A 22,599-nucleotide genomic window follows, 5' to 3' on the forward strand; every position below is an offset into this window, starting at 1 on the left:
GCAGGCCGAAGCAGACGTGTGTCACCACACCTGCCTCGCCCGGAAATCGCGCTGCCCCCTTCCTGATCGCCTCGAAAGGCCATGGGCCGTGCGCACCAACCACAACCCCCTCGCCGTCGTCCGCAACCTCGGCATCCTCGCCCACGTCGACGCCGGCAAGACCACCGTCACCGAACGGATCCTGTTCGCCACCGGAACCACGCACAAGCGCGGCGAGGTCCACGACGGCACGACCGTCACGGACTTCGATCCGCAGGAGCGCGACCGGGGCATCACCATCTTCGCCGCGGCGGTGAGCTGCGCCTGGGACGGTCACCGGATCAACCTGATCGACACCCCAGGGCACGTCGACTTCGCCGACGAGGTGGAGCGTGCGCTGCGGGTGCTCGACGGCGCGGTGGCCGTGTTCGACGCGGTGGCCGGGGTGGAGCCGCAGAGCGAGTCGGTGTGGCGGCAGGCCGACCGGCACGGCGTACCGAGGATCGCGTTCGTCAACAAGATGGACCGCGCCGGAGCCGACCTCGACGCGGCCGTCGCGTCGATCCGGGAGCGGCTGCACCCGGCTCCGCTGGTCGTGCAGTTGCCCATCGGCGCCGAGGACACCTTCACCGGTGTCGTCGACCTCGTACGCCTGCGCGCGCTGCTGTGGACCGACCGTGACACCTGCGAGGAGGCACCGGTCCCGGACGACCTCCGGGACGAAGCCCTGGCACGCCGCCGGGCGCTGGAGGAAGCCGTGGCGGAACTCCATCCGGGCGCGCTGGAGGAGTTCTGCGACACAGGCACGCTCGGCGAGCGGACCCTCTCCTCGGCGCTGCGGGACCTGACCCGGGACGGCGACGGCGTGGTCGTGCTGTGCGGCTCGGCGTACCGCAACCGCGGTGTCGAACCGCTGCTCGACGCGGTCGTGGCCTATCTGCCGTCGCCGCTGGACGTGCCGCCGGTCCGCGGCACCGACGAAGGCGAGGAACAGGAGCGGCCCGCCGACCCGGCGGCACCGCCGGCCGCCCTCGCGTTCAAGGTGCACGCCACATCGACGGGCCGGCTGACCTATCTGCGGATCTACTCGGGAACGATCGAGAAGGGAGACACCCTGTGGGACGCGAGCGCGCGGCGCACCGAGCGGATCGGCCGGATCCTGCGCGTCCAGGCCGACCGGCACGCACCGCTGGACCGGGCGGTCGCCGGCGACATCGTCGCCGTCGTCGGGCTGAAGTCCGCCCGGGCCGGCTCGACCCTGTGCGCGCCGGACGCCCCGCTCGTCCTGGAGCCTCCGGGCGTGCCCGAGCCGGTGGTCTCGGTCGCGGTCGAGTCCCGCAGGGCCGGCGACACCGACCGGCTGGCGTCGGGGCTGGCGCGGCTGACCGAGGAGGATCCCTCGCTGGTCGTGCGGACCGACCCGGAGACCGGGCAGACGGTGCTTTCGGGCATGGGTGAACTGCATCTGGAGGTGGCGGTGGAGAAAATCCGGCGCGAGCTGGGCGTGGACGTCAACATCGGCCGCCCCCGGGTCAGTTATCGCGAGACGGTCGGCCGGGGCGTGTCCGGACTGGTGTTCCGGCACGTCAAACAGGACGGCGGGGCAGGGCAGTTCGCCCATGTCGTCCTCGACGTGGAGCCGTACGAAACCGGCTTCGCCTTCCGCTCGGCCGTCGTCGGCGGGCGCGTGCCGCAGGAGTACGTCAGGGCGGTCGAGGCCGGCTGCCGTGACGCCCTCACCGAAGGGCCGCTCGGCGGTCACCCGGTGACCGGGCTGCGCGTCACGCTCACCGACGGGGCGACCCATGTGAAGGACTCCTCGGACACGGCGTTCCGCACGGCCGGCCGCCTCGGCCTCCGCGAGGCCCTGCGCGCCTGCGCGATGGTCCTGCTGGAGCCGGTCGTCGAGGTCACGGTCACCGTGCCCGAGGACGCGGTGGGCGGTGTGCTCGGCGACCTCGCGGCCCGGCGCGGCCGGGTGACCGGCTCGGTCACCCGGGCGAGCGCGGCGGTCGTCACCGCGACCGTGCCGCTGGCCGAACTGTTCGGCTACGCGACCCGGTTGCGCAGCCGCACCCAGGGCCGCGGCACCTTCACGGCCCGGCCGACCGGCTATGCGCCGGCACCGGTCGAGGCGCCGGTGCGGTAGGGCTCACTGGCCCCCTCCCCTTCCCGTCCGGAACCGGGAGGGGGCCTCCCTTACGGGTACGACATCTCCGTCGACGTCCCCGACGTGGGCGTCCTCGTGTCGTTGATGACGCACGGAACCGACCTCGTGGACCTCGTCGAGTACGACGAGCAAGAGCTATTGGACCGGGCTGTCCAGGAAGGACTGATCGTCACCGTTCCGTAGGCCTCTCGACCTGCGCCGACTGAGCCTTCCGTATCCGTGGGTCGCGGAGAAGGGGCGGTTCGTCAAGCCGGCGCGGGTGGAACGTCACTGGGTGCGCACGTAGGCCGAGTGGGCGATCTGGCGGGTGTATTTGTCCTGCGGGTCGTGCCCGACGAGCACCTCTGCCACACGCCGTCGGACACGGGCACGTGTGCTCACCGAGTGCCCAGGACCGCCGTGAGTCACCCAGGTACCGGCCGCCCGCTGGATGCCGCCCCGCACGGCACCGGTCCGGTGAGGTCCGGGTCGCCGAACTCCGCGCGCAGGGTCTGGAAAGCGGTCACCTTGTCCGCGCCGAAGCGGCGGATATGGGCGGCGTATTCGTCGGGGGAGAGGTAGGCCGACGGCCTGGACTTGGTGTGGAACTTGTCCGCGTACATGACCAGCCTCTCCTCCTCCGTCACCGCCAGGTAGTCGGCGGGAGGGAGAGGCAGACCTTGGCTCACGATGTCGTGCCGCGTCAGTCCCACTCCGGTGTGGTGGGAGCAGAAGCGGCAGAGGGGTTCGGGGAAGCCCTCCGCTTCGAGGATCTCGTGGCCGAGCAGTCCGTGTCGGACGTAGTTCTCGTGGTCCAGGCGTCCGTCGGCCCCGTAGAGGCGGTAGACGCCGATGTCATGAAGGAGGCAGCCGGCGCGGACCAGTTCGGCATCGAGGTGAGCGAGGTGGGGCGCGGAGAGGAGCTGTTCGGCGATTCCCCAGATGATCTCGCAGTGCGTGTGGACGAGCCTGAACGCTTCGGCGGTGGGCGCGTGCTTCTCGTGCAGCGCCTGGATCTCTGCGGGGCCCGGAATGCTCACCGGAGGAGCGTAACAACCGCCCAGCCCGCTTGGTCGGCCACTTCCCACGCCGCCTGTATCACGCGATCGGGTGATGCCGCCCGGAAGTGGGCACGGGCCGGCTTCGCGGGCCGTTCGAGCTGGTGACGGGACTTCTCGTCCATCGACATCACGACAACAGGAGCACGCCATGGGCCTGCACTTCCACCGCAACCCGGACGGTACGACGACCGGTCGCAACGAGGCCAACGGCTTCACCGTGACGCATGCCGAAGAAGAAGAAGTGAAGCGGCAGTTGTACGAGGACGCCGGGTGGGAGTACACGCCTCCACCGCCTCCGGTCCGGCCCGGGTTCCATCGGTTCTCTTTGGTGCACGACGAGTTCCGGGCCTCCGGGTTCGGGGACGAGAGGTATGCGGGACTGCGGGCGCGTCCGCCGGAGGGGTGCGTGCCGGTCGACTGGGGGTGTTTCGCCTTGGAGTGCGAGCGGCCGGGCAAGACGCTCATGGCCGCGGTCGCCGGAACCGTCGCGGAGGTCCGCCGAGACCACGGCCTCGTGATGAACAGCCTGGGTGTGGAGAAACCCCAGGAATGGTTCGACGCGGAGAACAAGAACGGATACGCGGCGAAGATCGTCGCGCACTTGGTGCTGATGGCCGCTGACCGCGCCCGACTGCTCGGATACGGGCGCAAGGACGTGGTCCGGCTACTCGACGCCACGGGGATCGAGTAGCCGGTGGGTGGGGCGGCAGTACCTGAACTCCAGCGACTGGTTCAGGATCTCGGCTTCGGAGAGGACCTTCGGGGAGACGCCGAGGGACATGAAGGGTGCGCCTCAGGCCAAGGCGGCCGGCCCCGGGACGAAGTCCGGGTCCACCTGGGCCGCCAAGTCCTCTCCCGCGCGGCCGTCCGCCCACGCCCGGGCGTTGCGCAGGTGGAACTCGACGGCGTGCCGGTGGAGCCGGTCCCAGTCGCGGGGGTGGGCGTCGACTGCCTCGCGGAGGACGGTGAGCGCGTGGCGGTTGTGCGGCTCCAGGGATGCCAGGGGGTCCGGGCCGGCCTCGGCGCGGCCCTGTTCGGCGGAGCGGACCCAGGGGGAGTGGATCAGGTGGGTCAGGAGGTCGTCCCCTACTTCTTCCTTGAGGAAGAGCAGGTCGTCCTCGCAGGTCACCTTGTTGCCGACCACGGCGACACGGATGCCGAACTCGCGGGCGTGGTCGCGGTACTGGCGGTAGACCGAGACGCCCTTGCGCGTGGGTTCCGCCACCAGGAAGGTGATGTCGAAGCGGGTGAACAGGCCGGAGGCGAAGGCGTCCGCGCCCGCCGTCATGTCGACCACGACGTATTCGCCGGGACCGTCGAGCAGGTGGCCGAGGTACAACTCCACCGCGCCGAGCTTGGAGTGGTAGCAGGCCACGCCCAGGTCGGACTCGTCGAACTCGCCCGTGACCATCAGGGGTACGCCGCCCGCGCGGCCGACGTGCCGGGCGTGCAGTTCGTCTTCGCCGAGCGGGCGCAGGAGGCGGGAGCCGCGTCCCGGGGGAGTGGTCTTGATCATCGCCTCGCGGGAGGTGATGCGGGGGTTCGTACCGCGCAGGCAGTCCTTGATCGAGGACAGGTGGGCACCCAGGGGAGGGGCGGACTTCTCCTGCCCGCCGAGCGCCTCGGCCAGGTGCTGGTTGATGTCGCCGTCGATGGCGAGGACCGGGGCGCCGGAGCGCGCCAGATGGCGGGAGAAGAGTGCCGACAGCGTGGTCTTGCCGCTGCCGCCCTTGCCGACGAACGCGATCCTCACGGCCACTCCACCTTTTTGAAAATGGATGTCATGTGGCTAGGTTTAGGGAGTGATCGCCACCACTGTCAAATCCCTTGGGCCGTTCGGGATCAGTGGATGCATATGCTGTGCAAGTGCGTGTTCAAAGCATCAAGAGTCCCTTCCGGTTCCTCGCCGTCCTCGTCCTCGCCCCGTGCCTGGCCGGCTGCTTCGCCTCCCCGGGAGGGGAGTCGTCGTCGAACGGCGGGCAGTCGGGCTCCCGGCTGCGGGTCGCCCTCGCCTTCCCGCCCGCCGAGAACTTCTCGCCGTACGGAGCCGACGCCACGCTCCTCAGCCGTCTCGGCGTCACGGAGGGACTGACCGCCCTCGACGCCAACGGCTCCGCGGCCCCCGCGCTCGCCGAGTCCTGGCGCCGCGAGAACGACCGCACCTGGCGGTTCACCCTGCGCGAGGCCACCTTCCAGGACGGCGCGGACGTCACCCCGTCCGCCGTGGCCGCCGCGCTCACCCGCGCCACGAAGGCGAAGCCCGCTCCCGCCGCCCTCGCCGGTGTCACGCTCGACGCGAAGGCCGACGGCGACCGCGGCATACGCGTCACCACGGCCGCCGCCGATCCCGTCCTGCCCATGCGTCTGTCCAGCCCGAGCCTCGCGATCCTCTCCCCGAAGGCGTACGGCGAGAAGGGCAACCCCGACCCGGTCGGAACCGCCACCGGCCCCTTCGAGATCACGAAGGTCAACGGCGGCTCCGCCACCCTCGACCGCTTCGACGACTACTGGGGCGGCCGCGCCCAGGCCTCCGGCATCGACGCGCGCTTCGTCAAGGACGGCACCGCACGCGCCAACGCGGTCCGCACCGGCGACATCGACATCGCCGAGGCGATCCCCGTCGCCCAGGCCGCCACGCTCGACAAGGCGACCCTGAAGGAAGCCGGCACCACCCGCACCACCAGCCTGCAGCTCAACACCGAGGCCGGTCCCTTCAAGGACCCGAAGCTGCGCGCCGCCGCCCGCACGGCGATCGACTCCTCCACCATCGTCAAGGGCGTCTTCGAGGGGTACGCCGACCGGGGCGCGGGCATCTACGGTCCCGCCGTCACCTGGGCCGAGAGTAAGCGGGTGAAGCCGGCCGGGCGCGCGGACGCCGCCGAGCCCGACGGTGAGCGGATCACCCTCGCCACCTACGACAACCGGCCCGAGCTGCCCGAGGTCGCCCAGGTGGTGCAACAGCAGCTCGAGAAGGCCGGCTTCAAGGTGAAGCTGGAAGTGCGCGAGTACTCACGGCTGGAGAGCGACGCCCTCGCCGGGAAGTTCGACGCGTTCATCGGCGCCCGCAACAGCCTCCTCGACACCGGCGACCCGGTCGGCGTCCTCGGCAGTGACTACACCTGCGACGGCAGCTACAACCTGGCCCTGCTGTGCGACAAGAACGTCGACCGGGCCGTCGCCAAGGCCGACGGGACCGACGGCACCGGCGAGCGGCAGGACGCCGCCATGGCCGCCGAGGCCGCGATCCTCGGCACGGACGCCGTCGTGCCGCTGGCCCACCAGCAGATCATCGCCGGCGTCTCCACCGAGGTTCAGGGCGTCGTCCTCGACCCCTACGAGCGGACCCTGGTGGGTACCGGGACGCGTCGCTGAAGCGCCTTCACGCGGGCAGCTTCGTGTCGACCACACAGCTGATCTCGACCAACTGCCCGGGAAAGGTCAGCTCGGTGACACCGAGGGCCGTGCTGACCGGGCGGTGGGCGCCGAAATACGCCCGGTTGGCTTCGGCCAGTACCTCGGCGTGGCGCACCAGGTCCACCGCGTACAGGGTCTGGGAGACGATCTGGTTGCGCGTGACGCCGTAGTGGGCCAGGACCTTGTCGATGTTGACGTGGGTCTGCTCGAGCTGGGTGGCCCAGTCGTCCTCGGGGCGGAAGCCGCCCGCCTCGTCGAACGCGAGCTGCCCGGAGACATGGATCAGGTCGCCGGACCGGATCGCCTGCGCGTAGCCGAAGTGGGTCTCGGCCGGAATGGCGTGGTCGTAGACATCGGGGGTCGTCACAGTTCCTGTCCTTCCGTCGAGCACGCGTCTACGTGCTCTCTTGCGGTTACTCGGGAACTGTAGGAGAGTGACCGCCGACCTGGAAGAACGCACTTTTCGGTGACTGGGGAACCAGATGGTGACCAAGCAGGAGCTGAGCGGCCTGCCCGAGGACGCGGATCTGCGGCGGGCGGACTCACTGGCGCGTGAGATCTTCTCGGACGTCGCCAACAAGTGGGCCCTGCTGATCATCGAGGCCCTCGGTGAAGGCACCCTGCGCTTCAGCGAGTTGCGCGACGAGGTCGAGGGCGTCAGCCACAAGATGCTCACCCAGAACCTGCGGATGCTGGAGCGCAACGGCCTGGTCGACCGGAAGGTGCACCCCACCGTGCCGCCGAAGGTCGAGTACACGCTCACCGAGCCGGGCCGGGCCCTGCGGGCCACGGTCGACCTGCTCTGCGGCTGGACCCACCAGTACCTCGGTCATATCGAGACGGCGCGGGGGCGGTTCGAGGCCTGACGGGCCGGAGCGTCAGCTCGCGACCAGTTCCCGCACCTGCTGCCGGGGCGCCGTCTTCTCGATCCGCGAGGTCCGGTACAGCCACAGCACGTCACGCCCGAACGACCACACCAGCAGGCCCAGGGCCAGGGCGGCGACCCCGAAGTTGCCCGCGTACGGCAGCAGATCGGCGCCCGCCACCAGCAGGAGCACACCCTGGAGCGCCGCGACCGTCTTGCGGGCGGTGCTCGGCGGGAGGGCGGCGGTCAGCCAGGGCCAGACCCGCGCGGCGGCGACGAAGACGTACCGCATACCGCCGGTCAGCAGCACCCACGGGCCCAGCTCCATCGACACGTACACACTCAGCACCAGGATCAGGAACGCGTCGACCTCCATGTCGAAGCGCGCGCCCAGCGCCGTGGAGGTGCCGGTGCGGCGGGCCACCTTGCCGTCGACGCCGTCGAGGATCAGGGCGATGGCCGTCAGGCCGACGAACAGCGACACGGGCGGCGAGCTCTGGAAGGAGTCCGCGACGAGCGCGGTGACCCCGCCGACGAGGGTGGCGCGGCCGAGGGTGACCCGGTTGGCCGCGCCGAAGGAGCGCAGCCGGGAGCGGTGCAGGGCCCGGGAGAGCACCGCCCAGGTGGCGAGGGCGAACGCGAGGCCGGTCAGCCAGCCCGCCGGGCCCATCCCGATCGCCGTGCCGATCAGGGCGAGCAGCAGGACCTGCACTCCCGCCCCCAGGGCGGTCTCCTGCTGTACGAGCCTCGCGTCGTAAGTGTTGTTCAGGGCCACCGAACATCCTCCGGCCGTGACAGAGTCGATCAACGCCGCTACCTTGTGCGCGGCCTGTGCACCCCTCGGTACGCAAGCAGCTTCCCGATCGTTCAGGAGGACTTCGATGAAGCACACCGCACGGGCGTTCTGGATCGACTCGCCTGGGCGAGGCGGCATCCGGGACGTCACCCTGCCGGAGCGCGGCGAGGGCGAGGTGCTGGTCCGCACGCTGTATTCCGGAGTGAGCCGCGGCACGGAGACGCTCGTCTTCCGCGGCGGTGTGCCGGTCAGCCAGCACACGGCCATGCGGGCACCGTTCCAGGAGGGCGACTTCCCGGGCCCCGTGAAGTACGGCTACCTCAACGTCGGCGTGGTGGAGGAAGGGCCCGAGGAGCTCGCCGGCCGTACGGTGTTCTGCCTCTATCCCCACCAGAGCCGGTACGTCGTCCCGGCACGGGCCGTCACTCCCGTACCGGACACCGTGCCGGCCGAACGGGCCGTGCTCGCCGGGACCGTGGAGACCGCCGTCAACGCCCTGTGGGACGCCGCGCCCCTGGTCGGCGACCGGATCGCCGTGGTCGGCGGCGGCATGGTCGGCTGCTCGGTGGCCGCCCTGCTCGCCCGGTTCCCCGGCGTCCGCGTCCAACTGGTCGACGCCGACCCGTCCCGTGCCGCCATCGCCAAGGCCCTGGGCGTCGGCTTCGCCACCCCCGCGGACGCCGAGGGCGAGTGCGACCTGGTCGTCCACGCCAGCGCCACCGAGCAGGGACTCGCCAGGTCCCTGGAACTCCTCACCGCCGAGGGGACCGTGCTGGAACTGAGCTGGTACGGCGACCGGCGGATCAGCCTGCCGCTGGGCGAGGCCTTCCACTCCCGGCGGCTCGTCATCCGCTCGAGCCAGGTCGGCACCGTCTCCCCGGCCCGCCCGAACCGCACCTACGCCGACCGGCTCGCCGTCGCCCTCGACCTGCTCGCCGACCCGGCGCTCGACGCCCTCGTCACCGGCGAATCCGGCTTCGAGGAGCTGCCGGACGTGCTGCCGAGGCTCGCCTCCGGCGAGATCCCGGCGCTGTGCCACCGAGTCCGCTACGACGAAAGCAGTGACCCGTACGACGAGAGCGATTGACGCATCGGCTGACGATTCGTTCCATCCGGTACGACATCGGTACGACAAGAGCGCCTGACCTGAGAAAAGACGTAGCGGAGGCTGAACAGGGGAAGGCAAGGAGCCGTATTACCCGGCATCCCCGGCAGCCAACAGCGGGGGAGCAGACGCGCCGCACCTGGAGGGTCGTCCGTTGTTCAGCATCACCGTCCGCGATCACATCATGATCGCCCACAGCTTCCGTGGCGACGTCTTCGGACCGGCGCAGCGCCTGCACGGGGCCACGTTCCTCGTGGACGCCACGTTCCGGCGCGAGCAGCTGGACGAGGACAACATCGTCGTCGACATCGGGCTGGCCACCCAGGAACTCGGAGCCGTTGTCAGCGAGCTGAACTACCGCAACCTCGACAACGAACCCGACTTCGCGGGGGTCAACACCTCCACGGAGTTCCTCGCCAAGGTCATCGCCGACCGGCTCGCCGAGCGCATCCACAAGGGGGCGCTGGGCGAGGGCGCCAAGGGCATCGCGGGCCTGTCCGTCACCCTGCACGAGTCGCACATCGCCTGGGCGAGTTACGAGCGTGCGCTGTGACCGACACGACCATCGAGCGGCCCGGGCAGACCGGACCGGCACGCCTGAACTATGTTCCGGTGCAGCACGCCGCCCTGAAGAACGCCGAGATCATCCCCATGTCCCTGCGCACCGTGCACTTCGTGCTCCCGGGCGGCATCGACGACCCGGCGGCGCCCAGCGGCGGAAACGCCTACGACCGGCGCCTCTGCCTGGACCTGCCCGGCTTCGGCTGGCAGGTGACCAAGCACGCCGTCGCCGGTGACTGGCCCAAGCCGGGGGCCGAGGCCCGTACGGAACTGGCCCGCGCCCTGAGCGGACTGCCGGACGGTGCCGTCGTCCTGCTCGACGGCCTGGTGGCCTGCGGGGTCCCGGAGATCGTCGTCCCGGAGGCCGAACGGCTGCGCATGGTCGTCCTCGTCCATCTCCCGCTCGGCGACGAGACCGGGCTCGACCCGGTCGTGGCCGCCGAACTGGACGCCAAGGAGCGGGCGGTGCTGCGGGCCGTTCCGGCGGTCATCGCCACCAGCGACTGGGCGGTCCGCCGCCTGGTCTCCCACCACGGCCTCCCCCCGGAGCGCGTCCACGTCGCGGCCCCGGGTGCCGACATCGCGCCCCTCGCGCCCGGCACCGACGGTGTCTCGCGTCTGCTGTGCGTCGCTGCCGTGACCCCGCGCAAGGGCCAGCACCGGCTGGTGGAGGCGCTGGCCACGGTGACCGACCTGCGGTGGAGCTGCGTCTTCGTCGGCAGCCTCACCCAGGAGCCCGAGTACGTCGCCCATCTGCGGTCCCTCATCGCCGAGCACGGCCTCGAGGACCGGCTGGAGCTGGCGGGCCCGAAGTCCGGCGCCGCACTCGACGCCAGCTACGCCACGGCCGACCTGATGGTCCTCACCTCCTACGCCGAGACCTACGGCATGGCCGTCACCGAGGCACTGGCCCGGGGCATCCCGGTCATGGCCACGGACGTGGGCGGGCTCCCCGAGGCCGTCGGCCGCGCCCCCGACGGCGGCGTGCCCGGCATTCTCGTCCCGCCGGAGAACCCCGCCGCCATCGCCGCCGAACTGCGCGGCTGGTTCGGCGAGGCGGATGTACGGCGTCGCCTCAAGGCCGCCGCCCGCAGTCGCCGCGCCTCCCTCGACGGCTGGGCGACGACCGCACAGAGCCTGGCGGCGGTACTGCGCCGGCTTCCGACCGAACCCCGGAGGGCCGCATGACGAACCCGGCGACGACCCAGCAGAGCGGGACGATTCCGACGCAGCCCGGGCCCAGAGGGGTTGCCGAGCAGCAGGAGGCCGCCAAGCCGGCGGACGCCACGGCCCCGAAGCCGGGTGACACCGTGGCGGCACCGGGTCACGCGGTGATCGCGTGGGCGGGTGACGCCGTGCCGGCGGGCGCCGTCATCCCGGGCGCCGGCCCCAGCGGCACACCCGGCTCGCGGCCCACCGTGAAGCTGCGCGAGGCCGACCCCGACGATCCGCCCCGCTACGCGCCCGAGTGGCTGGAGCTGCGGGAGCCGGCCGACGCCGCCGCGCGGGCGCACGACCTGCTCGACCCGCTGCGCATCCGGCTCGCCAACCTGCCGGGGAAGTCGGGCGTCGCCATCCACGACCTGGGCTGCGGCACCGGGTCGATGGGCCGCTGGCTCGCCCCCCGCCTGGACGGCGCCCAGCACTGGGTCCTGCACGACCGCGACCCCTACCTGCTGCACTTCGCCGCCGTCGCCTCCCCGCGCTCCGCCGCCGACGGCAGCCGGGTCTCGGTGGAGACACGGCGCGGTGACGTCGCCCGCCTCACGCCGGACGCCCTGAAGGGCGCGTCCCTGGTGACGGCGTCCGCGCTGCTGGACGTCCTCACCCGCGACGAGATCGACGCCCTCGCCGCCGCCTGTGCCGGAGCCGGCTGCCCCGCCCTGCTGACGCTGTCCGTCGCCGGACGCGTCGAGCTGACCCCGTCCCACCCGCTGGACACGGAGATCGCCCAGGCGTTCAACGAGCACCAGCGCCGCGACGGCCTGCTCGGCCCGGACGCGGTCACGGCGGCGGCCGAGGCGTTCTCCGAACAGGGCGCGACCGTACGGCTGCACCCGAGCCCCTGGCGGCTCGGCCCCGAGCAGGCCGCGCTCACCGAACAGTGGCTGCGCGGCTGGGTCGGCGCCGCCGTCGAGGAACGCCCCGACCTGCGCGATCGCGCCGACGCCTACCTGACCGAACGCCTGGCCGCCTGCGCCGCCGGCCAGTTGCACGTCATCGTCCACCACACCGACCTCCTGGCCCTGAGCCGCCCGGCGGGCGGAGCGTCATGAGCCCCCAGGCGACGGGGACACGTCCGCGACCGACGTCCATCGAGAGCGCCCCGCTGCCCCGGAGCGGCGACAGCGGGAGTCCGCTCGGGGAACCCGATGCCCCGGCACCGGAGGCTTCCCGCCCCGCCGGTTCCCCGTCGCCCGGCCCGATCCGGGCCGCCCTGGCCCGGCTCGGCTCCCGCAAGGTCCGTACACATCTCGGCACCCTCGCCGGAGTCGCCATCCTCGGCGTGCTGTTCTGGCGGCTCGGTACCGGTGTCTTCCTGGACGGGCTGAGCCGGATCGACGGGACGTCGCTGGTGCTGGCGCTCGGGATCGGGCTCGTCACCACGGTGTTCAGCGCGTGGCGGTGGGCGCTCGTGGCCCGGGGCCTCAGGATCCGGCTGCCGTTCGGACCGGCCGTCGCCGACTACTACCGCGCGCTGTTCCTCAACGCGGCGCTGCCCGGCGGGGTCCTCGGCGACGTGCACCGGGCGGTCCGGCACGGGCAGAGCGAGGGCGATCTGGGCCGGGGCGTGAAGGCGGTCGTGCTCGAACGGGCCGCCGGACAGATCGCGCTGTTCGCCGTCGGGGCCTTGGTGCTGCTGACCATGCCGTCCCCGGTGCTGGACGAGGCCCGGCACATCGCCCCGCTCGTGGCCCTGGCCTCGGTGGGCGCCCTCGCCGTCGTCCTCGCCCTGCGCATGAACCGGGCGGCGCCCTCACGCCGCGGCCGGAAGCTGCGCGGAGCCCTCGCCGAGGCACGCGAAGGGCTGCTGTCCCGCCGCAACGGCCCCGGAGTCATTGTCTCCTCCGTGGTCGTTCTGGCAGGTTACGTGGCCATGTTCGTACTCGCCGCCCGCGTCGCCGGAGCCAACGCCTCCGTGACCGTCCTGCTGCCGCTCGCGGTCCTCGCGCTGCTGGCGATGGGACTGCCGCTGAACGTCGGCGGCTGGGGGCCGAGGGAGGGCGTCACCGCCTGGGCGTTCGGCGCCGCGGGGCTGGGCGCCGGCCGGGGACTCGCCGTCGCGGTCGTCTACGGGGTGCTCAGCCTCGCGGCGAGCCTGCCCGGCCTGGTCGTGCTCGTCGCCCGCTGGTACACGGGCCTGCGTGCCCGGTCCCGGGCCGGGAATGACTACCCGTCAGCCCCATCGCTCGTGGAGGCAGCCCCGTCGTCCGCGGAGGTCAGCATCGAGAAATACGCCCCGAAGGAATCCGCCAGGCTCGCCAGGAGTTCCTTCCCCTTTTCCACCGAACCCAGCGAAGGACGGCCGATGACACCGGAATCGGTATAGCCGGACATGCCGAGGGTGAGCAGATGACGACGGTCGTCAGCGACGAAATCGGAGGTCTCATAACCGGGTCGGAGCATTTCGGGATGAGCGTGCAGAAGGATGGAGGTTTCTATTTCCCCCGCGTGCATGTCGGTGAGCAGCGAGGTGACCACACCCGCCCGCTCCCGCGCCTCCTCCCAGTCCTCCGCGGCCGGGAAGAGAGCCATCCGCTCGCCGCGGGCGGAGGACTCCTGAACGACGTTGCCCAGTACGTAGTTTCCGCCGTGCCCGTTGACCACCACCAGGGCCTCGACGCCGGACCGGCGGAGCGAAGCCGCAATGTCCCGTACCACCGCATGAAGGGTCACCGAGGAGATGCTGACGGTCCCCGGCCAGGCCGCGTGCTCGTGCGAGCACGAGATCGTCACCGGAGGAAGGAGGTGCACCGGGTACGCGCCGGCTATCTCCCGCGCGACGGCACAGGCGACGAGCGTGTCGGTCGCCAGGGGAAGAAACGCACCGTGCTGCTCGAAGCTCCCCACGGGAAGCACCGCGACCTGCCGTGAGACACCGGCGCCCCGCGTCCGTACGTCTTCCGTGGTGTCCGCCGGCACCAGATCACTCATAACGTCACGGCCTTTCGTCTCTGCTTAGGAACTCGAGAATCATGACAGAAAAAATTGGTGTACTCGGCAAGAAGTCACCGCAGCAGACCGGCGTGGAACGCGTCGTGAATGCGCCCTTGCCCACCGTGTACGGGAAATTCCAGGCGGTCGGCTACCTGGACCACGACCGCGGTGACGAACAGGTGGCGCTGGTCTACGGCGAACTCGGCACGGACGACGTTCTCATCCGGCTGCACTCGGAGTGCCTGACCGGCGACGCCTTCGGCTCCCAGCACTGCGAGTGCGGCGACCAGCTCGACGCCGCCCTGCGCGCGGTCGTCGCCGAGGGCGCCGGTGTCGTCGTCTACCTCAGAGGGCATGAAGGCCGTGGCATCGGCCTGCTCGCCAAGCTGCGCGCGATGGCCCTGCAGGCGGAGGGCCTGGACACCGTCGAGGCCAACCTCGCCTTGGGCCTGCCGGTCGACGCCCGCGACTACGGGGTCGCCGCCCGGATCCTGGACGACCTGGGCGTGAAGTCCGTCCGCCTGATGTCCAACAACCCGCGCAAGCGCGACGCCCTGGTCAGCCACGGCATCCAGGTCGCCGAGCAGGTGCCGCTGCTGATCCCGCCGTGCGAGAACAACATCACCTATCTGCGGACGAAGCGGGAGCGTCTCGACCACCACCTGCCCCACCTCGACGCGGTGGTCAGCTCCTCCTGAGGAGTCGGGCGCCCGCATCGGCGGGCTCCGGTTCTCCTCGGCGTGACCTGGGCACATTCGTGCGCGACCCGCGAGCGGGCCGCGTACGCTTCGTGGACGTCAGACCCTTGAGCGTCGGCCCTCAGCGGCCGACGCCTCACGCCGGAGGCCCACCTGGTATGACCGAGCTCCATCTGTGGCTGCGCCACGAGGCCCGAACGACCGAGCGACGCACACCGATCGTGCCTGACGATGCCCGGCGGCTCGTCGGGAACGGAGTGGAACTGACCGTCGAGGAGTCCCCCCAGCGGGTCTTCCCGATCGAGGAGTACGAGGCGGCCGGCTGCCGCGTCGCGCCCGCGGGCTCCTGGGTGACGGCGCCGCGGGACGCCGTCGTGCTCGGCCTGAAGGAACTGCCCGGGGACCCGGCGGAACTGACACACCGGCACATCTTCTTCGGCCACGCCTACAAGGGCCAGCCGGGAGCAGTCGGCCTGCTGGGCCGGTTCACGGCCGGGGGCGGGACGCTGTTCGACCTGGAGTACCTGGTGGACGACACCGGGCGGCGCCTCGCCGCCTTCGGTTTCTGGGCCGGCTACCTGGGCGCCGCCCTGGCGGTGCTCCAGCACCGGGGCCGGCTGCGGGCACCGCTGACGCCCACCACCAAGGAGGACCTGGACGAGACTCTCAAGCCCGCCGCCGACGACGCCGAGTTCACCGGCCTGGTCATCGGCGCCCTGGGACGCAGCGGCCGCGGTGCCCGTGTGGCGTTCGCCGCCGCCGGCGTCGACCCGACCTGCTGGGACCTCGCCGAGACCCGCGACCTGGACCGCCGCGCCCTGCTGGAGCACGACGTGATGGTGAACGCGGTGCTCGCCACCACCCCCGTCCCACCGTTCCTCCGGGAGCGGGACCTCGACGCCCCGGACCGCCGGCTGCGCACGCTGTGCGACGTGACCTGCGACGTCGGCTCCCCGCTCAACGTCCTTCCGGTGTACGACGACACCACCGACTGGGACGAGCCCGTCCGCCGGCTGCGCGACGAACCCCCGCTCGACCTGATCGCCATCGACAACCTCCCCTCCCTGCTGCCGCTGGAGTCCAGCGCCGACTTCTCGGCCGCCCTGTATCCCCAGCTGCTCGACTTCGGCGTCGCCGGGCCCTGGGGACGCTGCCTGGACCGGTTCCGCCAGGCGTCCCGTGAACACGGACTCGACAAGGGGGAATGCGATGAGGGGGAGTTCCATGACCACTGACCCGGTACCCGCGAGCGGCACCGTCCACTGGATCGGCGCCGGCCTCTCCACCGGCAGCGGACTGGCCGCGCTGTGCGACACCGCCGAGCGCGTACGGCTCTGGCACCGCACCGAGAGCCGCGCGGCCGACGCCCTCGGCCGGCTGGGGCTCGCCGGACGGGCCGAGCCCCGCGCGTACACGCTGCCCGCGCTCGCCGCCGAACTCGCCCCCGGCGACGTCGTCGTGTCCATGCTTCCCGCGCCGGAGCACGCGCCGCTGCTCGCCGAGTGCGTACGGCAGGGAGCGCACTTCGCCTGCTCCAGCTATGTGTCCCAGGCGGTGCTCGAGCAGGTGCCCACCGCCGAGAAGGCCGGCGTCGTCGTCCTGACCGAGGCCGGGCTGGACCCGGGCATCGACCACCTCTTCGCGCACGCCCTCGTCGCCCGGGCCCGGGACGCCATCGGCGACGGGACACCCGCCTCCTACACCCTCACCTCGTACTGCGGCGGTGTCCCCGCCGTCCCGAACGACTTCACGTACCGCTTCAGCTGGGCACCCGCGGGCGTCCTCAACGCCCTGCGCTCCCCGGCCCGTTACATCGAGGACGGTGCCGAGACCGTCGCCGACCGTCCGTGGGAGGCGACCCGGCGGCATGTCGTCGAAGGGGAGACGTTCGAGGTCTATCCCAACCGCGACAGCGTCCCGTTCGTCGAGCAGTACGAGCTGCCGGACGCCTGGACACCGCGGACGTTCGTACGCGGCACCCTGCGGCTGGAGGGCTGGCTGCGGGCCTGGGACGATGTCTTCGAGGAGCTGAAGAGGGGCGACGACACCCGGATCGCCGCCCTGGCCCAGGAACTGGCCGCCGCCTACCCCACCACGGAGGACGACCGTGACCGGGTCGTCCTCGCCGTGTCGCTGGAGGTACGGGCCGAGACGGGACGGACCTGGGCCGGCGGCTACCTCCTCGACCTGGTGGGCGACGCGCGGGAGAGCGCGATGGCCCGCTGCGTCTCGCGCACCCTCGCCCTGGGCGTCAGCCATGTCCTGGACGGCTCCCTGCCGCCGGGTCTGAACCGCGCCGCCGAGACCGCGGCCCGGTCCGAACAGTGGCTGCGTGAACTCGCCCAGGAAGGAGTCGAGTTCACCCTGCGCGTCGACCAGTAGCGGGGCCTCAGCCCGACAGGGCCTCGTGGACCAGCCTCTTCAGGTCCCGGAACACCGTGTGTGAGGTCCTGGGCCGCACCTGCGTCATGAACTGCACCGTCAGGTCGCGACCCGGGTCCACCCAGAACGTCGTCGTCGCCACCCCGCTCCAGCCGAAGGCGCCGAGCCCCGACGGCGCGAGTGTGCGGGACGGGTCGATGACCACGGAGCAGTTGAGGCCGAAGCCGACTCCCTCGTTCCCCGGCTCGTCGTGGGCGGGACGGCTGCCGAAGGTGCGCAGGTCGGCGCCGTCGGGCAGGTGGTTGCGGGTCATCAGGGCCACGGTCTTGGGCTCGAGGAGCCGTACGCCGTCCAGTTCGCCGCGGCGGCGCAGCAGCTCCATGAAGCGGTGGTAGTCGTGGGCGGAGGCCACCATGCCGCCGCTGCCCGACAGGAACCGCGGCCGGCCGCGCAGCGGCAGCCCCGGGATCGGCTCGATGCCGCCGCCCTCCTTCTCCCCGTACATCTCCGACAGCCGGGGCGCCTGCTCGTCCGTGACGTGGAATCCCGCGTCCGTCATGCCGAGGGGGCCGAAGACCCGCTCGGCACAGAACACGTCGAGCGGCTGCCCCGACACGACCTCGATGATCCGGCCCAGGACATTGCTGGCCACCGAGTAGTTCCACTCGGTGCCCGGCTCGAACTGCAGCGGCAGACTCGCGTACACCTCGATGGTCTCGGCCAGATCGGCGCCCGGCGGCACCGACGACTCCAGGCCGGCCGCGCGGTACAGGGCGTCGACGGGGTGGGTGTGGTAGAAGCCGAAGGTCAGACCCGAGGTGTGGGTCATCAGATGCCGGACGAGTATGGGGCCGTCGGCCGGGCGGGTCCGTACATCGGTCCCGGAGCCGCTGACGTACACCCGCGGCTCGGCGAAGGCCGGCAGATGGTCGGCGACCGGGTCGTCCAGCGACAGCCGGCCCTCCTCCACCAGCAGCAGTGCGGCGACCGCGGTGACCGGTTTCGTCATGGAGTAGACCCGCCACAGCGTGTCGGGCTCGACCGGGAGCCCGGCCGCGATGTCGCGCCGTCCGTGCGTCGCGAGGTGTGCGACGCGTCCGGAGCGGGCGACGGACAGCAGGAAGCCCGGCAGCCGCCCCTCGTCGACCAGTCGGGTGAAGTGCCGGTCCATGTCGTCCAGCACCTTCGGATCCAGCCCCGCCTCAGCCGGATCGACCTCTTGCCGTAGCTGTGCCATCGCTCTGCCTCCGTCGCGCTCGTCGAGGTGAGATCCGGCATACCCCGCCCGGACCGCGCAGGAACAGGTGAATGTCAGAGGCCACCGGTACCGTCGAACGGGACGGCCGCCGCCCGTCCGAGATCAGGTCCGACACTCCGGAGAGCAGCTCATGAGGATCCACATCACCAGCGTCTTCGTCGACGACCAGGAAAAAGCCCGGACCTTCTACACCGACGTGCTGGGCTTCGTGAAGAAGCACGATGTCCCGGTGGGGACGGACCGGTGGCTGACCGTGGTCTCGCCGGAGGACCTCGAGGGCACCGAACTGCTCCTCGAGCCCTCGGGCCATCCGGCGGTGCAGCCGTACAAGACGGCGCTGGTCGAGGACGGCATCCCGGCCGCCTCGTTCGCCGTGGACGACGTACACGCGGAGTACGAGCGGCTGCGCGGGCTCGGGGTGCGGTTCACCCAGGAGCCGACGGAGATGGGCCCGCTCACCACCGCGGTGCTGGACGACACCTGCGGCAACCTGATCCAGATCGTGCACAGCAAGTCCTGAGAGCCGCGGCCTAGGCCGCGGGGCGCAGGTCTTATGGCCGATGACTCCGTGGAGTCGGCTTCCTAAGCTGCGAGGCGGGTCGCCGTCGCAGATCAGGACGTCACGAGAAGAGGTCGCCATGCCCGTGAACGGTCGCAGCCATATCCGCATCGCCCGCCCCTCCCGGGACCTGGCGGCGGCCGAGCGGTTCTGGCGCGAGGGGCTCGGGCTGGAGGTGGTGTGGCGGGCCGAGGGCGGGGGCGAACCAGGGGAGCACGACCTGCTGATGCTCGGCCGGCCCGACGCCGACTGGCATCTGGAGCTCGTGTACGAGGCCGCCCGGCCGGTCGAGCCCCGCCCCACCGAGGAGGACCTGCTGGTGATCTACGCCGACGGCCCGATCCCGGACGAGCTGATCGCCCGCCTTGAGCAGCACGGCGGCAAGCGGGTGGAGTCGCCCAACCCGTACTGGAACGAGTGGGGCGTCACCATCGAGGACCCCGACGGCTACCGGCTCGTGCTGTGCCGCCGGGGCTGGTCCAACGCCTGACCGGTCGGCCTGTCACCGGGCCCCCGAGGGGGACCCGGTGGGGGGATGGTCTCAGGCCGTCACCTTCTCCGGCTGAACGGTTCCCCGAGCGGCACGCTCACCGAGCGCCTCCGTGGGAACCCGGTTCGTCTCGCGCGCGGACAGCGCCGCGATCACCGGCGGCACGCACAGCGCCGCCGTGAACAGCGCCACCGACGACCAGTCGTCGCCGTCCGGCCCGGCGATCTGCGCGGCGAACGTCACCGCGAAACCGGCCGCGGCGAAACCGATCTGCGTGCCGATGGCCACGCCGGAAAGCCGGACCCGGGTCGTGAACATCTCGCCGTAGAAGGCGGGCCACACACCGTTCGCGGCGCTGTAGACCACGCCGAAGCAGAGGACGCCCGTCAGGAACGTCAGCGGGTAGGAGCCCGTGGAGACGGCCCACAGGTACAGGAACATCGTCACCGCGCTGCCGGCCGCGCCGATCAGGAACACCGGGCGGCGGCCGATCCGGTCGGACAGCGTGGCCCACAGCGGGATCGCGGCGAGCGCGACGACATTGGCCAGGGCGCCCACCCACAGCATGGCGGTGCGCGACATGCCGACCGCGTCGCTGGTGGCGTAGGCCAGCGCCCACACCGTGAAGATCGTGCTGACCGAGGCGATGAGCGCGCCCGCGATCACCCGCAGCACATCCGCCCAGTGCTCGCGCATCAGCACCACCAGCGGCAGTTTGACGACGCCCTCCTCGGCGGCCTGCTGCGCGAAGGCCGGGGTCTCGTCCAGCTTGCGCCGGATGACCCAGCCGACGACGGCGACCCCGACGCTCAGCCAGAACGGCACCCGCCAGCCCCACGACAGCAACTGCTCCTCGGGCAGCGCGGCGACCGGGATGAAGACCAGCGTGGCCAGCAACTGGCCGCCCTGTGTGCCGCTGAGGGTGAAACTGGTGAAGAAGCCGCGCCGGCCCGGCGGCGCGTGTTCCAGCGTCATGGAGTTGGCGCTGGCCTGTTCGCCCGCCGCCGAGATGCCCTGGAGCACCCGGCACAGCACCAGCAGGACCGGGGCGAGCGTGCCGACCTGGCCCCGGGTGGGCAGACAGCCGATCAGGAACGTCGACAGGCCCATCAGCATTAGCGTGAAGACCATGATCTTCTTGCGGCCCAGCTTGTCCCCGAAGTGGCCGAGGAACAGCGCGCCGACCGGGCGGGCGGCGTACGCGACGCCGAACGTGGCCAGCGACAGCAGGGTCGCGGTGGCCGGGTCCGACTCGTCGAAGAACACGGCGGGGAAGATCAGCGCGGCGGCGCTGCCGTAGATGAAGAAGTCGTAGTACTCCAGTGCGCTGCCGATCCAGGCGGCGGTCGCGGCTTTCCTGGGCTGACCGGGTGGGGCGGCGGCCCCTCGGGGCGTGGCGGGGACGGACACGGCGGCTCCTTAGCGGGCTCCACCCTAGGCGGAGTGAGACGAACGGCGAGCAGAGAGGGCGGGCCGGATCGCGGCTAATTAACCCACTGGGTAGTTAGTAGGGGATGGCCAGTGATGCTGCGCCCGCGTGCCGCCGGTGTCAAGAGGTTGTGCGCCGGACGTTCAGTCCGCGGTGCGCTCCGCCGTGAGATACGCGATCACCATGTCGCCCAGCATGGTGCGGTAGTGCGTGCGCTGCGCCCGGTCCAGCAGGTCGCGGCCGAACAGCGCGCCGAAGGTGTGCCGGTTGGAGACCCGGAAGAAGCAGTAGGAGGAGATCATCGCGTGCAGGTCGACGGCGTCGACGTCGGCCGTGAACAGGCCCGACTCCTTGCCCGACGCCAGGATCCGGCGGATCACGTCCAGGGCGGGGGAGCCGATCTTGCCGAGCTTCTCGGAGGCGGCGATGTGCTGGGCCCCGTGGATGTTCTCGATGCTGACCAGGCGGATGAAGTCCGGGTGCTGCTCGTGGTGGTCGAAGGTCACCTCGGCCAGGCGCCGGATCGCCGCCACGGGGTCGAGGTGGTCGACGTCGAGCTGCTGCTCGGCCTCCCGGATCACCCCGTACGCCCGCTCCAGCACGGTCGTGAACAGCTGTTCCTTGCCGCCGAAGTAGTAGTAGATCATCCGCTTCGTGGTGCGGGTGCGGGCGGCGATCTCGTCCACCCGGGCCCCGTCGTAGCCGGCGCGCGCGAATTCCTGCGTGGCGACGTCGAGGATCTCGGCCTGGGTGCGGGCGGCGTCACGGATGCGCTCGCCAGGACGTGCCGGTTCTTCGACGCTGGTCATCAGGTTCCTTCGGGCGGAGGGGCCGGTGCCGGTGATTGTAGAAGCAGGGGCCCGCGCCCGACGGGGGCTTCCCGTCCTCGTGCTCGGCTGATATAGCTAACGTACTAGTTCGTACATTAGTGAGCTGCTCGGGAGGCCCGTGTGCCCAAGGACTCGTATCTCGTCGGACTGATCGGTTCCGGCATCGGCCCGTCGCTCAGTCCGGCGTTGCACGAGCGGGAGGGAGACCGCCAGGGCCTGCGCCTGCTGTACCGGCTCATCGACATCGATCCGCTCGGGGTGCCGCCCGAGGCGGTGGGCGATCTGGTGCGTGCCGCGCGCGACCTGGGCTTCGACGGGCTCAACATCACGCATCCCTGCAAGCAGCTCGTCATCGAGCACCTGGACGCGCTCGCCCCGCAGGCCGAGGCGCTGGGCGCGGTCAACACCGTCGTGTTCGAGGACGGCCGCGCCGTCGGCCACAACACGGACGTCACCGGCTTCGCCGCGTCCTTCGCGCGCGGGCTGCCCGACGCACCGCTGGAGCGGGTCGTGCAGTTGGGCGCCGGAGGTGCGGGCGCGGCCGTCGCGCACGCCACGCTCACCCTCGGCGCCGAGCGGGTCACCGTCGTCGACGCGCTGCCCGAACGGGCCGCGGCCCTGGCCGGCTCCCTGAACCGCACCTTCGGGGAGGGCCGCGCGGCCGCCGCGCCCCCGGAACAACAGGCCGAACTGCTCGCGCACGCCGACGGCATCGTCCACGCCACGCCCACCGGCATGGCGGCCCACCCCGGCCTGCCCCTGCCGGCCGGCCTGCTCCACCCCGGGCTGTGGGTCGCCGAGGTGGTCTACCGCCCGCTGGAGACCGAACTGCTGCGCACCGCCCGCGCGCTGGGCTGCGCCACCC

Annotated in this window: 22 protein-coding genes and 1 pseudogene; 15 read left to right on the plus strand and 8 right to left on the minus strand. The window is 71.5% G+C overall.

The features are described 5' to 3' along the window. Nucleotides 1-88: 88 nt before the first annotated feature. Nucleotides 89-2,128 carry an elongation factor G gene (gene fusA, locus ACFTZL_RS16965; protein ID WP_382582723.1) on the plus strand — a complete coding sequence of 680 codons (2,040 nt, stop codon included), beginning with the start codon at nucleotides 89-91 and terminating at the stop codon, nucleotides 2,126-2,128. Nucleotides 2,129-2,553: 425 nt separating this feature from the next. Here fusA and ACFTZL_RS16970 read toward each other — a convergent pair whose 3' ends face one another. Next, entirely contained in the window at nucleotides 2,554-3,168 is a 615-nt protein-coding gene (locus ACFTZL_RS16970) for an HD domain-containing protein (RefSeq protein ID WP_382582725.1), read from the minus strand. 169 nt (nucleotides 3,169-3,337) lie between these two features. Between ACFTZL_RS16970 and ACFTZL_RS16975 the strand changes: the two genes are divergently transcribed. After that, a complete protein-coding gene (locus tag ACFTZL_RS16975) occupies nucleotides 3,338-3,880 on the plus strand; it encodes a hypothetical protein (protein ID WP_382582727.1) in 543 nt (180 codons plus the stop codon). Nucleotides 3,881-3,982: 102 nt separating this feature from the next. Here ACFTZL_RS16975 and ACFTZL_RS16980 read toward each other — a convergent pair whose 3' ends face one another. Further along, on the minus strand, nucleotides 3,983-4,942 hold the full coding sequence (locus ACFTZL_RS16980; protein WP_382582730.1) for an AAA family ATPase: 960 nt from the start codon (nucleotides 4,940-4,942) through the stop codon (nucleotides 3,983-3,985). Nucleotides 4,943-5,049: 107 nt separating this feature from the next. Between ACFTZL_RS16980 and ACFTZL_RS16985 the strand changes: the two genes are divergently transcribed. After that, nucleotides 5,050-6,561 (plus strand): ABC transporter substrate-binding protein, encoded by a 1,512-nt coding sequence (locus ACFTZL_RS16985; RefSeq protein ID WP_382582733.1) that lies wholly within the window; start codon nucleotides 5,050-5,052, stop codon nucleotides 6,559-6,561. A 7-nt stretch (nucleotides 6,562-6,568) separates the two neighbouring features. On the opposite strand, the gene ACFTZL_RS16990 is transcribed toward ACFTZL_RS16985, so the two are convergent. Next, nucleotides 6,569-6,970, minus strand: coding sequence for a Rid family hydrolase (locus ACFTZL_RS16990; RefSeq protein ID WP_382582736.1), 402 nt, complete (start codon nucleotides 6,968-6,970; stop codon nucleotides 6,569-6,571). A gap of 115 nt (nucleotides 6,971-7,085) precedes the next feature. On the opposite strand from ACFTZL_RS16990, the gene ACFTZL_RS16995 reads away from it, so the two are divergent. Next, a complete protein-coding gene (locus ACFTZL_RS16995) occupies nucleotides 7,086-7,469 on the plus strand; it encodes a winged helix-turn-helix transcriptional regulator (protein WP_382582739.1) in 384 nt (127 codons plus the stop codon). A gap of 12 nt (nucleotides 7,470-7,481) precedes the next feature. On the opposite strand, the gene ACFTZL_RS17000 is transcribed toward ACFTZL_RS16995, so the two are convergent. Further along, nucleotides 7,482-8,243: a CDP-alcohol phosphatidyltransferase family protein gene (locus tag ACFTZL_RS17000; RefSeq protein WP_382582742.1), complete on the minus strand. Its 762-nt coding sequence runs from the start codon at nucleotides 8,241-8,243 to the stop codon at nucleotides 7,482-7,484. A 106-nt stretch (nucleotides 8,244-8,349) separates the two neighbouring features. On the opposite strand from ACFTZL_RS17000, the gene ACFTZL_RS17005 reads away from it, so the two are divergent. From ACFTZL_RS17005 to ACFTZL_RS17025, 5 genes and pseudogenes are all read left to right on the plus strand, one after another. After that, nucleotides 8,350-9,351: a zinc-binding alcohol dehydrogenase gene (locus tag ACFTZL_RS17005; protein WP_382582745.1), complete on the plus strand. Its 1,002-nt coding sequence runs from the start codon at nucleotides 8,350-8,352 to the stop codon at nucleotides 9,349-9,351. 172 nt (nucleotides 9,352-9,523) lie between these two features. Then, the gene (locus tag ACFTZL_RS17010; protein ID WP_184588322.1) at nucleotides 9,524-9,922 is read left to right on the plus strand and encodes a 6-carboxytetrahydropterin synthase; all 399 of its coding nucleotides are present in this window, start codon (nucleotides 9,524-9,526) and stop codon (nucleotides 9,920-9,922) included. Then, nucleotides 9,919-11,118, plus strand: coding sequence for a glycosyltransferase family 4 protein (locus ACFTZL_RS17015; protein ID WP_382582748.1), 1,200 nt, complete (start codon nucleotides 9,919-9,921; stop codon nucleotides 11,116-11,118). The genes ACFTZL_RS17010 and ACFTZL_RS17015 overlap by 4 nt, the downstream gene beginning before the upstream one ends. Continuing rightward, on the plus strand, nucleotides 11,115-12,206 hold the full coding sequence (locus ACFTZL_RS17020; RefSeq protein WP_382582751.1) for a methyltransferase domain-containing protein: 1,092 nt from the start codon (nucleotides 11,115-11,117) through the stop codon (nucleotides 12,204-12,206). Before ACFTZL_RS17015 ends, ACFTZL_RS17020 begins: the two co-directional genes overlap by 4 nt. Next, a pseudogene (locus tag ACFTZL_RS17025) lies at nucleotides 12,203-13,192 on the plus strand (lysylphosphatidylglycerol synthase transmembrane domain-containing protein); the annotation flags it as partial. The gene ACFTZL_RS17020 and the pseudogene ACFTZL_RS17025, both read left to right, overlap by 4 nt. A 128-nt stretch (nucleotides 13,193-13,320) precedes the next feature. On the opposite strand, the gene ACFTZL_RS17030 reads toward ACFTZL_RS17025, so the two are convergent. Then, the gene (locus tag ACFTZL_RS17030; protein ID WP_382582754.1) at nucleotides 13,321-14,085 is read right to left on the minus strand and encodes a creatininase family protein; all 765 of its coding nucleotides are present in this window, start codon (nucleotides 14,083-14,085) and stop codon (nucleotides 13,321-13,323) included. Between the two features lie 41 nt (nucleotides 14,086-14,126). On the opposite strand from ACFTZL_RS17030, the gene ribA reads away from it, so the two are divergent. The 3 genes from ribA (at nucleotide 14,127) to ACFTZL_RS17045 (ending at nucleotide 17,168) form a co-directional block, all read left to right on the plus strand. Continuing rightward, nucleotides 14,127-14,786 (plus strand): GTP cyclohydrolase II, encoded by a 660-nt coding sequence (ribA, locus tag ACFTZL_RS17035; protein WP_382582757.1) that lies wholly within the window; start codon nucleotides 14,127-14,129, stop codon nucleotides 14,784-14,786. A 158-nt stretch (nucleotides 14,787-14,944) separates the two neighbouring features. Further along, a complete protein-coding gene (locus tag ACFTZL_RS17040; protein ID WP_382582760.1) occupies nucleotides 14,945-16,021 on the plus strand; it encodes a saccharopine dehydrogenase in 1,077 nt (358 codons plus the stop codon). Next, nucleotides 16,011-17,168: a saccharopine dehydrogenase family protein gene (locus ACFTZL_RS17045; protein WP_382582763.1), complete on the plus strand. Its 1,158-nt coding sequence runs from the start codon at nucleotides 16,011-16,013 to the stop codon at nucleotides 17,166-17,168. The genes ACFTZL_RS17040 and ACFTZL_RS17045 overlap by 11 nt, the downstream gene beginning before the upstream one ends. Nucleotides 17,169-17,175: 7 nt before the next feature. Here ACFTZL_RS17045 and ACFTZL_RS17050 read toward each other — a convergent pair whose 3' ends face one another. Beyond that, on the minus strand, nucleotides 17,176-18,405 hold the full coding sequence (locus tag ACFTZL_RS17050; protein WP_382582766.1) for a serine hydrolase domain-containing protein: 1,230 nt from the start codon (nucleotides 18,403-18,405) through the stop codon (nucleotides 17,176-17,178). Between the two features lie 151 nt (nucleotides 18,406-18,556). Between ACFTZL_RS17050 and ACFTZL_RS17055 the strand changes: the two genes are divergently transcribed. Together ACFTZL_RS17055 and ACFTZL_RS17060 are read left to right on the plus strand one after the other, a co-directional pair. Further along, on the plus strand, nucleotides 18,557-18,946 hold the full coding sequence (locus tag ACFTZL_RS17055; protein WP_382582769.1) for a VOC family protein: 390 nt from the start codon (nucleotides 18,557-18,559) through the stop codon (nucleotides 18,944-18,946). Between the two features lie 118 nt (nucleotides 18,947-19,064). Continuing rightward, nucleotides 19,065-19,475, plus strand: coding sequence for a VOC family protein (locus ACFTZL_RS17060; protein WP_382582771.1), 411 nt, complete (start codon nucleotides 19,065-19,067; stop codon nucleotides 19,473-19,475). A gap of 51 nt (nucleotides 19,476-19,526) precedes the next feature. Here ACFTZL_RS17060 and ACFTZL_RS17065 read toward each other — a convergent pair whose 3' ends face one another. Both ACFTZL_RS17065 and ACFTZL_RS17070 read right to left on the minus strand, forming a co-directional pair. Continuing rightward, nucleotides 19,527-20,885, minus strand: a complete 1,359-nt coding sequence (locus ACFTZL_RS17065; RefSeq protein WP_382582774.1) for an MFS transporter — start codon at nucleotides 20,883-20,885, stop codon at nucleotides 19,527-19,529. 162 nt (nucleotides 20,886-21,047) lie between these two features. Further along, nucleotides 21,048-21,713: a TetR/AcrR family transcriptional regulator gene (locus ACFTZL_RS17070; RefSeq protein ID WP_382582777.1), complete on the minus strand. Its 666-nt coding sequence runs from the start codon at nucleotides 21,711-21,713 to the stop codon at nucleotides 21,048-21,050. Between the two features lie 141 nt (nucleotides 21,714-21,854). Between ACFTZL_RS17070 and ACFTZL_RS17075 the strand changes: the two genes are divergently transcribed. Further along, the coding region (locus ACFTZL_RS17075; protein ID WP_382582780.1) for a shikimate dehydrogenase at nucleotides 21,855-22,599 on the plus strand (745 nt) is incomplete at its 3' end.

Origin of the sequence: Streptomyces sp. NPDC056948 (genome assembly GCF_042674225.1) — a bacterium.
Lineage (GTDB): Bacteria > Actinomycetota > Actinomycetes > Streptomycetales > Streptomycetaceae > Streptomyces > Streptomyces purpurascens.